The organism is Streptomyces sp. NBC_01408, from assembly GCF_026340255.1.
Taxonomy (GTDB): Bacteria; Actinomycetota; Actinomycetes; order Streptomycetales; family Streptomycetaceae; genus Streptomyces.
Window position 1 is genome coordinate 719,225 of sequence record NZ_JAPEPJ010000001.1, and the last position, 14,928, is coordinate 734,152.

A 14,928-nucleotide genomic window follows, 5' to 3' on the forward strand; every position below is an offset into this window, starting at 1 on the left:
GCTCAGGACCGGGACGGTCAGTGGAAGAAGTGCCGGGTCCCGGTGAAGTACATCGTCACGCCGGCCTTCTTCGCGGCCTCGACGACCTGCTCGTCACGGACCGAACCTCCCGGCTGGACCACGGCCTTGATGCCCGCCGCCGTGAGGATCTCCAGCCCGTCGGGGAAGGGGAAGAAGGCGTCGGACGCGGCGTACGAGCCCTGCGCGCGCTCGGCGCCCGCCCGCTCCACGGCGAGCTTCGCCGAGTCGACGCGGTTGACCTGGCCCATGCCGACGCCCACCGAGGCGCCGTCCTTGGCCAGCAGGATCGCGTTGGACTTGACGGCCCGGCAGGCCTTCCACGCGAAGGAGAGCTCGGCGAGCTCGGCCGGGGACAGCGCGTCGCCGGTGGCGAGGGTCCAGTTGGCCGGGTCGTCGCCCTCGGCCTGGAAGAGGTCCGACTGCTGGAGCAGCGCCCCACCGGAGATCGGCTTCAGGTCACCCGGCTGGTGCGGGGTGCCGTCCACCTTCAGGACGCGGATGTTCTTCTTCTTGGCCAGGACCTCGACCGCGCCGTCCTCGTAGCCGGGGGCGGCGATGACCTCGGTGAAGATCTCCGCGACCTGCTCGGCCATCGCGACGGTCACCGGGCGGTTGACGGCGATGACGCCGCCGAAGGCCGACAGCGGGTCGCAGGCGTGCGCCTTGCGGTGGGCCGCGGCGACGTCCGTGTCCACGGCGATGCCGCACGGGTTGGCGTGCTTGATGATCGCGACGCAGGGCTCTTCGTGGTCGTAGGCGGCGCGGCGGGCGGCCTCGGTGTCCACGTAGTTGTTGAAGGACATCTCCTTGCCGTGCAGCTGCTCGGCGTTGGCGAGCCCGCCCGGCCGGCCGTCGGTGTAGAGCGCGGCGGCCTGGTGCGGGTTCTCGCCGTAGCGCAGGGTCGACTTGCGCTCCCAGGCGCCGGCCAGGAACTCGGGCAGCACGGCCTCCGGCTCGGGGGCGTACGCATTCGTGAACCAGGAGGCGACGGCCACGTCGTAGGCGGCGGTGTGCTGGAAGGCCTCGGCCGCCAGCCGCTTGCGCGCGGTGAGGTCGAAGCCGCCGCCCTGCGCCGCCGCGAGGACGTCGGCGTAGCGCTCGGGGCTGGTCACGACCGCCACCGAGGGGTGGTTCTTGGCGGCGGCGCGGACCATCGACGGACCGCCGATGTCGATCTGCTCCACGCACTCGTCCGGGGTGGCACCCGACTGGACGGTCGCGAGGAAGGGATACAGGTTGACGACCACCAGGTCGAAGGGCTCGACACCGAGCTCCGCGAGCTGCCGCTGGTGGTCCTCCAGGCGCAGGTCGGCCAGGATGCCGGCGTGCACGCGCGGGTGGAGGGTCTTGACCCGGCCGTCCAGGCACTCGGGGAAACCGGTGAGCTCCTCGACCTTGGTGACGGGCACCCCGGCCGCGGCGATCTTCGAGGCGGTGGAGCCGGTGGAGACGAGGGCGACGCCCGCCTCGTGCAGGCCGCGGGCCAGCTCTTCCAGTCCCGTCTTGTCGTAGACACTGACGAGCGCACGCCGGATCGGCCGCTGGGTCGTGGTCGGGTCGTTGCTCTCTACGGCGGTCACTGGATTGTTACCTTTCGTCCCTCAATGCGGTAGCCGTGCCGGGCCAGACGCCCCACGACATCGACGAGCAGCGCTCGCTCGACTTCCTTGATGCGCTCATGGAGAGCGGCTTCGTCGTCCTCGTCCCGGATCTCGACGACACCCTGGGCGATGATCGGACCGGTGTCCACGCCGGCGTCCACGAAGTGGACGGTGCAGCCGGTGACCTTCGCGCCGTAGGCGAGTGCGTCCCGTACGCCGTGCGCGCCCGGGAAGGCCGGGAGGAGGGCGGGGTGGGTGTTGACGAACCGGCCGCCGAAGCGGTCGATGAACGCCTTGCCCACGATCTTCATGAACCCTGCGGACACGACGAGGTCCGGCGCGTGGGCGTCGGTCGCCTCGGTGAGCGCGGCGTCCCACTCCTCGCGGCTCCCGTACGCCTTGACCGGGCACACGAAGGTGGGGATCCCCGCCTTCTCGGCCCGCTCCAGACCCGCGATGCCCTCGCGGTCGGCCCCCACGGCGACGACTTCGGCGCCGAAGCCCTCGGCTCCGCCGGGGTGGGCGTCGATGGCGTCGAGCAGGGCCTGGAGGTTGGTGCCGGAACCGGAGACCAGCACGACCAGGCGGGAGGCGGCCATGGGTGGCCCTTTCTGGCGGAAAAACAGGGTTCGTCTTGTGTGGTCATACAAAACTTCGGGGTGCCGGTATACGGGCGACCATACGAAGCCACTGACCGCCTGCAACGATACCGGCACACCGGACGGCCCCCGAGGTACGGGGGGACGACCGAGGGGTAGCGTCTGGCCTACAAGCCGCAAACAGGCCTCGCCTCGCCACGACGTCACCACCGACGTCCATGACACAGGGGAAGAAACGCACCCGATGCCGGACCGCCGCCAGCCCGACACCTCCACCGACGACAACCCCTTCGCGGCGCCCCCGGAAGGACGGCCCGACCAGCCGTGGCAGCCGCGCAGCGGTGGCGACGGCCCGGGCGGGGACCGCCCCAAGGACTCCGACGGCGGGCCGGGCACGGGCCCGGGCCCGGCGCGCTGGGACCCGACGGACCCGATCCAGCGCCGCGCGCGGTACGCGCTGCTCGCCGGCATGTGGGGCTTCTTCTTCGGGATCTTCGGGATCCCCTCGGTCGGCCTGCTCCTGGGGGCGCTCGCCCTGTACTGGGGGATCAGCGCGCTGCGGGCCAAGCCGGTGGCGGCCGTGGGTGCCGGTACGGGCTCGGGTACGGGCACGGCTTCCGCCCCGGCGCAGGGCGGTCTGGCGGCCCTCGGCGCCGCGGCCCGGCCACAGCGGACGGCCGCGGTGAGCGGGCTGGTCACGGCCTCGCTGGCGATCCTGCTGGCCATGACCTCGTACGGGCTCCAGCTCGCCTACAAGGACTTCTACGTGTGCCGCGAGGACGCCCTCACCAAGACGGCGGAGCTCCAGTGCAACACCCTGCTCCCCGACAACCCCCTGGGCGAAGTCCTGAAGGTCCAGCGCTGACGGCCCTCCCCCTGCGGGCGGCTCGGCGGTGTCCGGCTCGGCTGCGCCGGGGCCCCTGGGGCTCCGCCCCAGACCCCGCGCCTCAAACGCCGGCGGGGCTGGATTTGGCCCTGCCTTCGCCCCTGACGGGGTGAGCTCGCCTTGCCGGGGCCCGGTCGGTGGGGTCGGTGCGCGGGGCCGCCTGCCCTGCGGACGGCTCGGCCGGGGTGGGTTCGGCTGCGCCGGGGCCTGGTCGGTGGGGTCGGTGCGCGGGGCCGCTCCGGGTTGTCTCCTCGGCTCGCGCACTGAACCCGATCCGACATCCTCGGCCCAGGTTGCGCGCTCGTCCTGCGGGGACAACCCTGCGCGTCCCCACTCCCCTCCACCACGGCTACGCCGACGCCCACTGGCGCCAGGCTGCGCTTCCGAAGCCCGGGCGTGGGGCGGGGTCGCGCAGGAGAGTCCCCGCAGGACGAGCGCGCAACCCGGGCCGGGCATGCGTAGCCAGGGCTAAGTGCGCGAGCCGAGGAGACGCTCCGGAGCGGCACCGACCCACACCCCGCCAAGCCCCCGCAGGGGCCAAGGCCAAACCCAGCCCCGCCGGCGATTGAGGCGCGGGGTCCGGGGCGGAGCCCCGTGCAGCCGCGCGGCACACGCACACACCGCCAAGCCCCCCGCAGAGGCGAAGGCAGGGCCAAATCCAGCCCCGCCGGCGTTTGAGGCGCGGGGTCCGGGGCGGAGCCCCGTGCAGCCGCGCCGCAGACGCACACACCGCCAAGCCCCCCGCAGGGGCCACGGCAAGGGGTCGGCTACTTCGGAGGCTTGCGGCGGGGCATGACCCGGGCACCGGATACCGGCGGGACGAGCGGTGGAGGCGGCGGCGGGGCCGGTGGGCGCGCCGTGAGCGGGATCGGGGTCAGGTCCATGTGGAGGCCCGGAACCACCCGTACGGCTCGGGGCCTTCGGGGCCGGGCCGGCGCAGCGGGCGAGGCTGCGGCCTGCACGGCTGGGGCAGGGGGTGCCGCCGGGGCCGCGGCTGCGGCCAGGGGTTCGGGGTCGGGCGCCGCCGGATGCTTCGGCGGGGCGGCCACCGAGAACTCGGGGACCAGGGTGCCCGCGGCCCGGCGCAGCGCCGCCCAGCGGAGCTCCCGTACGCCGCTGTCGTGCCAGTCGTCCCCCTCCGGGCAGTCCAGGCCGGAGAACCCGCCCGCCGGCCGGGTGCGCCACGCATGCACCGCGACCGCCAGCGGAACCGCCGACACCAGGGTCCAGCCGGAGGCCGCCGCACCGGCGGCCCACCACACCGGCCCGAACACGGCCAGCTCGCGCGAGCCCAACGGCCCCGCCGAGGCCGCCGCCAGGCCGGCCGTCGTCAGGCCGCACACCAGCGCCCCCAGGGCCGCCGTGAGCGCGGTCTCCCCGTACGAGACCTCGCGCGCCCGGCGTACGGCGAACCAGCCCACCGCCAGCCCGGCCGCCAGCGGGACCCCGGCAACCGCCCAGGTCAGCGGCGTCCCGGGCCCCTCGGGCGGGAGCGCGGCCAGCAGCGGGAACCGGGGCAGCACGGGCATGCCGGTGAAGCCGAGCGGGGTGGCGGTCGCGCCGGTGCCTAGCGCGAAGCCGGGGCCCAGCGCGTAGGCCGCGCCCCACACCATGGCGTTGGGGATCAGCGCCACCGCCAGGAGCAGGACGGCGAACCGGCCCGACCACACCCCGGTCAGCGTCAGGAAGGACCCCTGGACCTCCGTACCGTGCCAGGCGAGCGAGGCTCCGACCAGCAGGGCGCCGCCGCCCAGCAGGACGAGGGCCCCGCCCGCGCCGGACCGGAGCGCCAGCGCGTACCGGGGGCGCGTGACGGCCCGGCGTACGCCCCCCGGCACCCACGACGGCAGGGGCCCGAGCGGACGCCCGCGGGCCCCCCACACCCCCGTGGCGGCGGCCAGCGCGGCGACCAGCGGGATGTGCCAGGCGGCGCTGAGCGGGTCGGCGGGCATGGGGCCGCCGGCCGCGTACACCGTGGCGAGGGTTCCCACCGACAGATAGCCGCAGAGCACCGCCGAGAAGACCGCGCCGGCGGGCAGCACCTCCTCCTCCCCCTCCCCCGAGGCGCTGCCCAGCCGGGCGGCGCGCCGCATGAGCAGTACGGGCAGCGCGACGAGCAGCAGCGGGGTCACGCCGACGGGTGCGGGCAGGCCGGACAGCGTCTCGTACCGCACCAGCTCCGTCCCGTGGGCGAGCAGCCACAGCCCGGCGGCGAGGTGCAGGGCCCCGCCGGGCCCGCTGTCGGGGTAGGGGGAGCTGATCCACAGGACGATGACGAGCACGGCGAGGAAGCCGAGCCCGAGTCCGGCCGCCACGGCGCCGCCCACCACGCAGGCGGCGGCCGCAGGTGAACGGCGCCGCCCGCCGGCCCGTGGGGCGGTGGGCAACGGGGTGCCGCGTTCGGTCACTTGGGTCACCCCGCCATGGTGCCAACGACACGCGCTATGGGCGGGTAACAGGCGAATGCCCGTGGTGTCGCTCAATATACGTTTATGTACTTTTTCGCCCAGGGCTGGCGGGTCGCGGGGAGTGTGACATGACACGAGACGTCAAGGAGCTGGGCCTCCCCTCCCCCGAGGAGCGGCGCGGACTGCGCGAAGCGGCGGGCCTGACGCACGAACAGGTCGCGGCCGCGGTGGGCGTTGCCCCGGGCACCGTGCGCTCCTGGGAATCGGGCCGGACGGACCCCCGGGGGCGAAAACGCACGCTGTACGCACAGCTCCTGCTGGACCTCGGGGCGCCGCCGCCGGACGCCGAGGAGGCGACGGCAGAGGCTGAACCCGGGGGCGCCGCGGAGGCCACGGCCCCGGACGGGCCGGAGGAGGCCGCCCCTACGGCCGCGGCCCGGGAGGACGGCGCCGTACGGGGCCCCTCGCTGCGGGCGACCGGGGCCGTACGGGCCTCCGCGGGCGGCGGGCAGAACCGGCCGGCCGGTTCCGGCACCCGGCCCGTGCCCCCGGCCAAGCGGGCGGCGAAGCCGAACGCCGCGCTGCCCCGGCACGAGGCCAAGACCCCCGCTCTGACCGGGGCGGGACCGGGTCCCGGGACGGGGTCCGGATCCGGGACGGGACCGGCATCGGGACCGGGACCGGGACCGGGATCCGGTGGTCACGGCCCCGGCGGCTCCCTGACCACCGCCGGCGCTACGGCCACTGGGCCGGACCACACCTCGGCCGGCCCCCCGAGCACCGGGCCGAACCGAACCCCGGCCGGCCCCCCGGACACCCCGGACACCCCGGACACCCCGGCCGCCGAGGCCTGCGCCCACCCGCCGGAGCCCATCGCGGAGCCGAGCGCTGAACCCACCGCGGAGCAGCCCCCCGAGCCCACCCCCGAGCCCGCGGCACCGACAGCGGCAGCGACGCCGGCGGCGGCCGCCTTCGACGCCCTGTACGGTCACGCCGCCGCCGGCCTCGCCCGCCAGGCGTACCTGCTCACCGGCCGACGGGCCCTCGCGCACGAGGCCGTGGAGCGGGCCTTCCAGCAGGCCTGGGCCCAGTGGCCCGCCGTGGCCACCGACCCCGACCCGGTGGGCTGGGTGCGCGCGGCCACGTACGAGTACGCGCTCTCCCCCTGGCGCCGGCTGCGGCGCGCCCACCGGAGCACCGAGAAGCCCGGCAAGTCCCCCGTCGAGCCCGCCGACCGGATCCTCCTGGACGCCGTGCTGGCGCTGGCCCCGGCCCACCGCCGGACGGTGCTGCTGTACGACGGCGTCGGCCTCGACCTGCCCGAGACCGCCGCGGAGACGGAGGCCAGCACCCCCACCGCCGCCCACAGGTTGCTCCACGCGCACGACGCGCTGGCCGACCTGATCCCCGAGCTGGTCGACGTACCGCCCGAGGAGCAGTCCGCGCTGCTGCACGAACGGTTCGGCACGCTGGAGCCGGCCGTACGGCTCGAACCGCGCCCGGCGGCCCAGGTGCGCCTCGCGGGAGAGCACCGCGCCCGGCGGTGGACGCGTGCGGTCCTCGGCCTGACCGCGGTGATCGCCGTCGCGACCACGTACACGGTGACGACGGCGCCCAGGGAGTACCGGCCCCCGTACGCGCCGGGCGCCAGCGTCTCCGGTGTGCCCCCGCACAGCGGCCCCCAGCGGCTCACCGAGCGGAGCAGGCAGCTCCACGACAAGCTGCGCTCCGACCCGGCCGCCGGTCCCGCCCGGCTCGTCCCCCGGAGCGAATGAGGAACGGGCGTGGCCCGCACCCCCGAAGGGTGCGGGCCACGCCCGTGCTACAGCTACCGCGTACGACTACTGCGCGGCGTTCAGGATCTCGCGGGCCAGCTTGGCCGTCTCGGTCGGCGTCTTGCCGACCTTGACGCCGGCGGCCTCGAGGGCCTCCTTCTTGGCCTGCGCGGTGCCGGAGGAGCCGGAGACGATGGCGCCGGCGTGGCCCATGGTCTTGCCCTCGGGGGCGGTGAAGCCCGCGACGTAGCCGACGACCGGCTTGGTGACGTTCTTCGCGATGAAGTCCGCCGCACGCTCCTCGGCGTCGCCGCCGATCTCGCCGATCATGACGATGAGCTCGGTGTCCGGGTCGGCCTCGAAGGCCTCCAGGGCGTCGATGTGCGTGGTGCCGATGACCGGGTCGCCACCGATGCCGACGGCGGAGGTGAAGCCGATGTCACGGAGCTCGTACATCATCTGGTAGGTCAGCGTGCCGGACTTGGACACGAGACCGATCTTGCCGGGCTTGGTGATGTCGCCCGGGATGATGCCGGCGTTGGACTGGCCGGGGGTGATCAGACCCGGGCAGTTCGGACCGATGATCCGGGTCTTGTTGCCCTTGGCGGTCGCGTACGCCCAGAAGGCGGCGGAGTCGTGCACCGCGATGCCCTCGGTGATGACGACGGCCAGCGGGATCTCGGCGTCGATGGCCTCGACGACGGCGGCCTTGGCGAAGGCCGGCGGGACGAAGAGGACGGAGACGTTGGCGCCCGTCTTCTCCATCGCCTCGGCGACGGAGCCGAAGACCGGGACCTCGGTGCCGTCGAAGTCGACGGTGGTGCCGGCCTTGCGCGGGTTCACGCCGCCGACGATGTCGGTGCCGTCAGCCAGCATCAGCTTGGTGTGCTTCATGCCCGTGGCACCGGTCATGCCCTGGACGATGACCTTGCTGTCCTTGTTGAGGAAGATAGCCATGTGAGTCTGTGACCTCTGCCCTTACTTCGCAGCCGCGAGCTCGGCGGCCTTGTCGGCCGCGCCGTCCATGGTGTCCACGCGCTGGACCAGCGGGTGGTTGGCGTCCGAGAGGATCTTGCGACCCAGCTCGGCGTTGTTGCCGTCGAGACGGACGACCAGCGGCTTGGTGACCGCCTCGCCCCTGTCCTCGAGCAGCTTCAGGGCCTGGACGATGCCGTTGGCGACCTCGTCACAGGCGGTGATGCCACCGAAGACGTTGACGAAGACGGACTTGACGTCCGGGTCGCCGAGGATGATCTCGAGACCGTTGGCCATGACGGCGGCGGAGGCGCCACCACCGATGTCCAGGAAGTTGGCGGGCTTGACGCCGCCGTGGTTCTCGCCGGCGTACGCGACGACGTCGAGGGTGCTCATGACGAGACCCGCGCCGTTGCCGATGATGCCGACCTCACCGTCGAGCTTCACGTAGTTGAGGTTCTTCGCCTTGGCGGCGGCCTCGAGCGGGTTCGCGGACGCGTGGTCCACGAACTCCTCGTGGCCCGGCTGGCGGAACTCGGCGTTCTCGTCGAGCGAGACCTTGCCGTCGAGCGCGATGACGCGGCCGCTGGCCACCTTCGCGAGCGGGTTGACCTCGACGAGGAGCGCGTCCTCTTCGATGAAGGTCTTCCACAGGGTCACGAGGATCTCGGCGACCTGCTCGGCGACCTCGGCCGGGAACTTCGCCTGGGCGACGATCTCGCGGGCCTTCTCGATGGTCACGCCCTCGTTGGCGTTGACCGGGACCTTCGCGAGGGCCTCGGGGTTCTCCTCCGCGACGACCTCGATCTCGACGCCGCCCTGCACCGAGGCCATGGCCAGGAAGGTGCGGTTGGTCCGGTCGAGGAGGTACGAGACGTAGTACTCCTCGAGGATCTCGGGAGCGGTCTCGGCGATCATCACCTTGTGGACCGTGTGGCCCTTGATGTCCATGCCGAGGATGTCCGTCGCCCGGGCGACGGCCTCGTCCGGGGTGGCGGCCAGCTTCACGCCACCGGCCTTGCCGCGGCCGCCGACCTTCACCTGCGCCTTGACGACCGACTTGCCGCCCAGCCGCTCGGTGGCCTCGCGAGCCGCCTCAGGCGTGTCGATGACTTCACCGGCCAGCACCGGTACACCGTGCTTGGCGAAGAGGTCCCTCGCCTGGTACTCGAACAGGTCCACGCGCGTCCGTCCCTTGTCTTTTTTAAAGATTCGCAGTGATTCGCGGTTGTCTGCTATCTGCGTGGGCGTGCCGCGGAGGGCAACGTGACGGCGCTGTCACAAGGAAGGCGCACACGGTGACCGTGGACGCGGCATGTCCGTCCCGCAGGTTATCCCCGTGGGACGTGCGACCCTAAATCGCAGATCACACCTGAGCGGTGATACCTGTCACAGAACGCCTCACGGTTGAGCTGGAAGTTCGTGCGATCAGCCCATTCACAGCGGCCCGTACGGGCGTGGGCGGGAGCCCGTCACGGGACCGGCAGGGGCCGCTTCTCCAGTGCCGCTGCCATCACCTCCGGGAACAGGTCGGGGGTGCAGGCGAAGGCCGGTGCGCCGAGCGCCGCGAGGGCGGCGGCGTGTTCCCGGTCGTAGGCGGGGGCGCCCTCGTCGGACAGGGCCAGCAGGGTCACGAACTCGACCCCCGCCCCCTTCATCGCGGCGACCCGCTTGAGCATCTCGTTGCGTATGCCGCCCTCGTAAAGATCACTGATGAGGACGACGACGGTGTCGGCGGGCCGGGTGATCTTCGACTGGCAGTAGGCGAGGGCGCGGTTGATGTCGGTGCCGCCGCCCAGCTGGGTGCCGAAGAGTACGTCCACCGGATCGTCCAGCTGGTCCGTCAGGTCGACGACCGCGGTGTCGAAGACGACGAGGCGGGTGGCGATCGAGCGCATGGAGGCGAGGACTGCGCCGAAGACGGAGGCGTAGACGACGGAGGCCGCCATCGAACCGGACTGGTCGATGCAGAGGATCACCTCCTTCTTCACCGACTGGGCCGCCCGGCCGTATCCGATCAGCCGTTCGGGGACGACGGTGCGGTACTCGGGCAGGTAGTTCTTGAGATTGGCCCGGATCGTCCGGTCCCAGTCGATGTCGTGGTGGCGGGGTCGGCTGATCCGGGCGGACCGGTCGAGGGCTCCGGTGAGCGTGGCCCGGGTGCGGGTCGCGAGCCGCTTCTCCAACTGTTCTACGACCTTGCGGACCACGGCCCGCGCGGTCTCCTTCGTCGTCTCCGGCATCGCCTTGTTCAAGGAGAGCAGGGTGCCGACCAGGTGGACGTCGGGCTCGACGGCCTCCAGCATCTCCGGTTCCAGCAGCAGGGCGGACAGGCCGAGCCGCTCGATGGCGTCCCGCTGCATGACCTGGACGACCGAGCTGGGGAAGTACGTACGGATGTCCCCGAGCCAGCGGGCCACGTGGGGCGCCGAGCCGCCGAGCCCCGCCGACCGCTCCCCCGAGGCCTTGCGGGAGCCGCCCGAACCGGCCCCGCCGTAGAGCGCGCCGAGCGCGGCGTCCATGGCCGCGTCCCGCCCGGTCAGCGCGCACCCCGTCCCGTCGGCCTCTCCCCCGCCGAGCACCATCCGCCACCGCCGCAGCCGGTCGCCGCCCGCGGTGTCCGCGGCGCCACCCCCGTCGCTGCCGTTCCTCTCCGGTCCCTCACCGGCCGGGGCCGGGCCGCCGCCGTCCCGGGAGGCGTCCCGCCGGGCTGCGCCGCCCGGGGTCGCCGCGCCGCGCAGCCCGGCGACCGGCGCCGTGGCGGGCGCGGGTGCCCCGCCGGACGCACTGCCGTCGGCTGCCTCACGGAGCACCGCCGCGTTGTCCGTGCTCGTCATCTGTCCGTCCCCCTTGGTACTCGTCGCACTCGTCGCACTCGTCGTGTTCGCCGGCCTTCACCGCCGGTGCCTCCGGCGGACCAGCCGCCCTCTTCACACGCCGCCCTCGTCACACCCCGCCGGCCTGGCCGTGGCCCGCCAGGCGGACGGTCCCGGCCCGCTCCCCTGCGGGGCGGCTCGCGACCGTCGCCGTCGTACCTGGACGCCGGCCCCGCGGCGGGACCGCCGGGACCGCCGGGACGGCTGTCTGCCCGGACCGGCCCGTCACACGAGCGCGGCGACCTCGGGCGCCACCGTCTCGGACGGCGGCCCGGCGAGCAGCAGCCGGACCAGTGCCACCACCGCGTCCGCCCGGTCCTGGTCCAGCTCCGGGGCGAACCCCTCGGGTGCCGAACCGGGGCCGGCCGCTGCGGCTGCTCCGCCCGGGCCCCGGCGGACCAGCTCGCCCAGCGTCCGCTTCACCCCCGGCTCGTACGCCCCGAAGGTCCTGCGCAGCAAGGGCAGTACGTCGGTGAAGGCGCGCTCCGGCACGCCCACGAGCCAGGCGTCGATCAGGCCCAGCAGCCGCTCGTCGTGGACGAGCAGCGTGCCGCCGCCCGAACTGCCTCCCGCGAAGCCCTCGATCCAGCCCGCCGCGTCGGCCGGGGAGGCCGCCGGGGACAGGGCGAGCCCCATCAGCCGGGCCGTCTCCTCGGCCGGCAGCCGCCCTTCGTCGAGCAGCAGCCGGGCCGCCCGGCCGCGGATCAGGCCGGGTACCGCGTCCCGCCCGGCCAGTGTCCGCAGCACCGCGGACCAGCGCTCCCGCAGCCCTTCCTGGGCGTCCGACAGCAGGGCGACCGCACCGTGCACCCCGTCCACGTGGCCGCGCAGCTCCGCCGCCGCCTCGGCGTCCAGGCCGACGGAGCAGGCGGGCGGCAGCGCCACGCATATCCGTTCGGCGAGCCCGGCCGCCACCGTGCCCAGGGCCGCCGCGTCGGTGCCGCGGACGTCCCCGTAGCGCAGCGATCGGGCCAGCGCGGGCAGGGCCTTGGCGAGCCGCGCCACATCGGTGTCCAGCGCGGCCCGGTCCGCGAGGGCCCGCAGCACCGCGGGCAGCGCCTCGGACAGTCCGGCCAGCAGGCACCGCTCGGCCAGGGCGGTCACCTCGCCCAGTTCCTCGGCTCCCGCGGCGTCGGCCTCGGCCTTGGCGGTGGCCGCCGCGAGGACGGTGGTGCCCCAGATGCCGGCCTCGGCGACCCGCACGGACAGCTCCGGCTCCCAGCGCAGCCGCCAGGTCTCGCGGAAGGTGCCGGTGCTGCCCCGTGAGGCGGTGGGGGTACCCCATTCGATGCCGAGCAGCCGCAGCCGGTGCAGCAGCAGCGACTTCGCCGTGTCGGTGTCCTTGCGCAGGTCGAGTTCGAGCTCGCGGTCCTGTGCCTCGGCCTTGAGCCGCAGGGAGCGCTGTTGGCGGGTCAGGTCGCGCTGGAGCGGTACGACGGGCGCCGCGTCGGGGACCTCGCCGAGCACGTCGCCGACGACCAGGCGGTCCTCGATCAGCGCGAGCGGTATGTCGGAGCCGTCGCACATCACCGCCCGGACCGCTTCCAGGGTCTCCGTCAGCCCGGGCAGCGGTCTCCCGCGCATCGCGGCCAGGGTGTCGGCCAGCCGGACCGCCTCGATGACGTGTGCCGAGGAGACCTGCCGGTCCTCCTGCCTGAGCAGGCCGGCGACCTTGGTCAGCCACCGTTCCACGGGCCGGTCCCGGGCCGCGAAGAGGTGTGCGTACCAGCCGGGCGAGGTGATTCCCGCGCCGTAGCCCCCGGCCCGGGCGAGCCTGCGGTGGGTCCAGGGCACCCAGGTGGTCTCCACCTTGACCTTGGGCAGCCCGGTGAGCAGGGCCTTGTCCGCGGCCACGATGGTCTTGGCCCGCAGCGCCGGAACGTGCCAGGCGCCGCACACCACGGCGTAGGCGTCGCCGAACTCCCTGCGGGCGGCCCGCATCCGCTGCCGCATGTACGCCTCGCGCACCAGGTCACGGGCGTGGCCGCCGTCCCCGTACGTCTCGCGCAGGGCTCCCATGGCCTCGCCGAGCGCCTCGAACGCGCCGAGCGCGGACTGGCCCGCGCCGCCGGCGCCCCGGTGTTCGACCACGTCCTCCCACCAGCGCTCGGGGTCGTCGTACCCGGCGGTCTCGGCCAGCACCGCGAGGGGGTCCACCCGTACGGGACCGGCCGCGTCCGCGTCCCCGTCCGGATCCGGGTCCCCCGCCCCGGCCCCGGCCCCGGCCCCGGCCAGGGAGTGGGCGGCCGGGAGGTCGATGAACCGCACCGGTACGCCGGCCTCCTGGGCCCAGCGGATCGCGACCCACTCCGGGGAGAAGTCGGCCAGCGGCCAGAAGGCGGCGCGGCCGGGGTCGTCCGCGGCGTGCGCGAGCAGCGCCACGGGGGGCCGCATCCCTGGATCGGCGGCCAGTGCGATCAGCGCGTCCCCCTCGGGCGGCCCCTCGACGAGGACGGCGGCGGGCCGGGCCGCGTCCAGGGCGGCCCGCACGGCGCGGGCCGAGCCGGGCCCGTGGTGCCGTACGCCCAGCAGGAGGGGCCCCTGCGCGCGGGGGCTCATACCGTCACCTCCCGGCAGGCGCGGTAGAAGTCCTTCCAGCCGTCCCGCTCGCGGACCACGGCCTCGAGGTACTCCTGCCAGACGACCTTGTCGGCGGCCGGGTCGCGGACGACGGCGCCGAGGATGCCCGCGGCCACGTCGGAGGGGCGCAGCACGCCGTCGCCGAAGTGGGCGGCGAGGGCGAGGCCGCCGGTGACGACCGAGATGGCCTCGGCGGTGGAGAGGGTGCCGCTGGGCGACTTCACCTTGGTCCGGCCGTCGCCGGTGACCCCGTCGCGCAGCTCGCGGAAGACGGTGACGACGCGGCGGATCTCCTCCAGGCCCTCGGGCGCGGCCGGCAGGTCGAGCGCGCGGCCCATCTGGTCGACGCGGCGGGCGACGATGTCGACCTCGGCGTCGGCGGTGGCGGGCAGCGGCAGGACGACGGTGTTGAAGCGGCGGCGCAGCGCGCTGGAGAGCTCGTTGACCCCGCGGTCGCGGTCGTTGGCGGTGGCGATGAGGTTGAAGCCGCGCACGGCCTGCACTTCTTGGCCCAGTTCCGGTATCGGGAGGGTCTTTTCGGACAGGACGGTGATGAGGGTGTCCTGGACGTCGGCGGGGATGCGGGTGAGCTCTTCGACGCGGGCGGTCATGCCGTCGGCCATGGCCCGCATGACGGGGCTGGGGACGAGGGCCTCGCGGCTGGGTCCGTGGGCGAGCAGCCGGGCGTAGTTCCAGCCGTACCGGATGGCTTCCTCGGGGGTGCCGGCGGTGCCCTGCACGAGGAGGGTGGAGTCGCCGCTGACGGCGGCGGCGAGGTGTTCGGACACCCAGGTCTTGGCGGTGCCGGGGACGCCGAGCAGGAGCAGGGCGCGGTCGGTGGCGAGGGTGGTGACGGCGACTTCGACGATGCGGCGCGGTCCCACGTACTTGGGTGTGATCACGGTGCCGTCGGGGAGTTCGCCGCCGAGCAGGTAGGTGGCGACGGCCCACGGGGAGAGCTTCCAGCGGGTCGGGCGGGGCCGGTCGTCGGCGTCCGCCAGGGCTTTCAGTTCTTGCGCGAAGGCGTCTTCGGCGTGCGGTCGCAGGGCCTCGGTGCCGGTGTTGTTCTCGGGCGTGGTCATGGTCCCCCTCCAATGCTCGGCAGCCGCTCCCGACTGCTGATCCCACGGTGCACCACGCCACTGACAACGGGCCCTGTCCATAGTGTTGTTGCAGGTCAGAGCGATTGTCAGTGGGGGTCTCTACG

The 14,928-nt window shown here is 74.1% G+C and carries 10 protein-coding genes; 2 read left to right on the forward strand and 8 right to left on the reverse strand.

The genetic code is table 11. The features are described from left to right. Positions 1-17: 17 nt before the first annotated feature. Both purH and purN read right to left on the reverse strand, forming a co-directional pair. A complete protein-coding gene (purH, locus tag OG447_RS03295; protein WP_266934742.1) occupies positions 18-1,601 on the reverse strand; it encodes a bifunctional phosphoribosylaminoimidazolecarboxamide formyltransferase/IMP cyclohydrolase in 1,584 nt (527 codons plus the stop codon). Continuing rightward, positions 1,598-2,221 (reverse strand): phosphoribosylglycinamide formyltransferase, encoded by a 624-nt coding sequence (gene purN, locus OG447_RS03300; protein ID WP_266934744.1) that lies wholly within the window; start codon positions 2,219-2,221, stop codon positions 1,598-1,600. The genes purH and purN overlap by 4 nt, the downstream gene beginning before the upstream one ends. Positions 2,222-2,465: 244 nt before the next feature. Between purN and OG447_RS03305 the strand changes: the two genes are divergently transcribed. After that, positions 2,466-3,086: a hypothetical protein gene (locus OG447_RS03305; RefSeq protein ID WP_266934746.1), complete on the forward strand. Its 621-nt coding sequence runs from the start codon at positions 2,466-2,468 to the stop codon at positions 3,084-3,086. Positions 3,087-3,874: 788 nt separating this feature from the next. Here OG447_RS03305 and OG447_RS03310 read toward each other — a convergent pair. Then, positions 3,875-5,524 carry a DUF6350 family protein gene (locus OG447_RS03310; RefSeq protein ID WP_266934748.1) on the reverse strand — a complete coding sequence of 550 codons (1,650 nt, stop codon included), beginning with the start codon at positions 5,522-5,524 and terminating at the stop codon, positions 3,875-3,877. Between the two features lie 119 nt (positions 5,525-5,643). Between OG447_RS03310 and OG447_RS03315 the strand changes: the two genes are divergently transcribed. Then, positions 5,644-7,290, forward strand: coding sequence for a helix-turn-helix domain-containing protein (locus OG447_RS03315; RefSeq protein ID WP_266934750.1), 1,647 nt, complete (start codon positions 5,644-5,646; stop codon positions 7,288-7,290). A 66-nt stretch (positions 7,291-7,356) separates the two neighbouring features. Here the strand turns inward: OG447_RS03315 and sucD are convergent, their stop codons facing one another. The 5 genes from sucD to OG447_RS03340 all read right to left on the reverse strand — a co-directional run bounded on the left by sucD (position 7,357) and on the right by OG447_RS03340 (position 14,803). Further along, on the reverse strand, positions 7,357-8,247 hold the full coding sequence (gene sucD / locus OG447_RS03320) for a succinate--CoA ligase subunit alpha (protein WP_266934752.1): 891 nt from the start codon (positions 8,245-8,247) through the stop codon (positions 7,357-7,359). Positions 8,248-8,268: 21 nt separating this feature from the next. After that, positions 8,269-9,447: an ADP-forming succinate--CoA ligase subunit beta gene (gene sucC, locus OG447_RS03325; protein WP_266934754.1), complete on the reverse strand. Its 1,179-nt coding sequence runs from the start codon at positions 9,445-9,447 to the stop codon at positions 8,269-8,271. Between the two features lie 290 nt (positions 9,448-9,737). Beyond that, positions 9,738-10,850 (reverse strand): VWA domain-containing protein, encoded by a 1,113-nt coding sequence (locus OG447_RS03330; RefSeq protein WP_266938736.1) that lies wholly within the window; start codon positions 10,848-10,850, stop codon positions 9,738-9,740. A 516-nt stretch (positions 10,851-11,366) separates the two neighbouring features. Continuing rightward, the gene (locus tag OG447_RS03335; protein ID WP_266934756.1) at positions 11,367-13,700 is read right to left on the reverse strand and encodes a DUF5682 family protein; all 2,334 of its coding nucleotides are present in this window, start codon (positions 13,698-13,700) and stop codon (positions 11,367-11,369) included. Next, positions 13,697-14,803, reverse strand: a complete 1,107-nt coding sequence (locus OG447_RS03340; protein WP_266934758.1) for an AAA family ATPase — start codon at positions 14,801-14,803, stop codon at positions 13,697-13,699. Before OG447_RS03340 ends, OG447_RS03335 begins: the two co-directional genes overlap by 4 nt. Between the last annotated feature and the right edge of the window lie 125 nt (positions 14,804-14,928).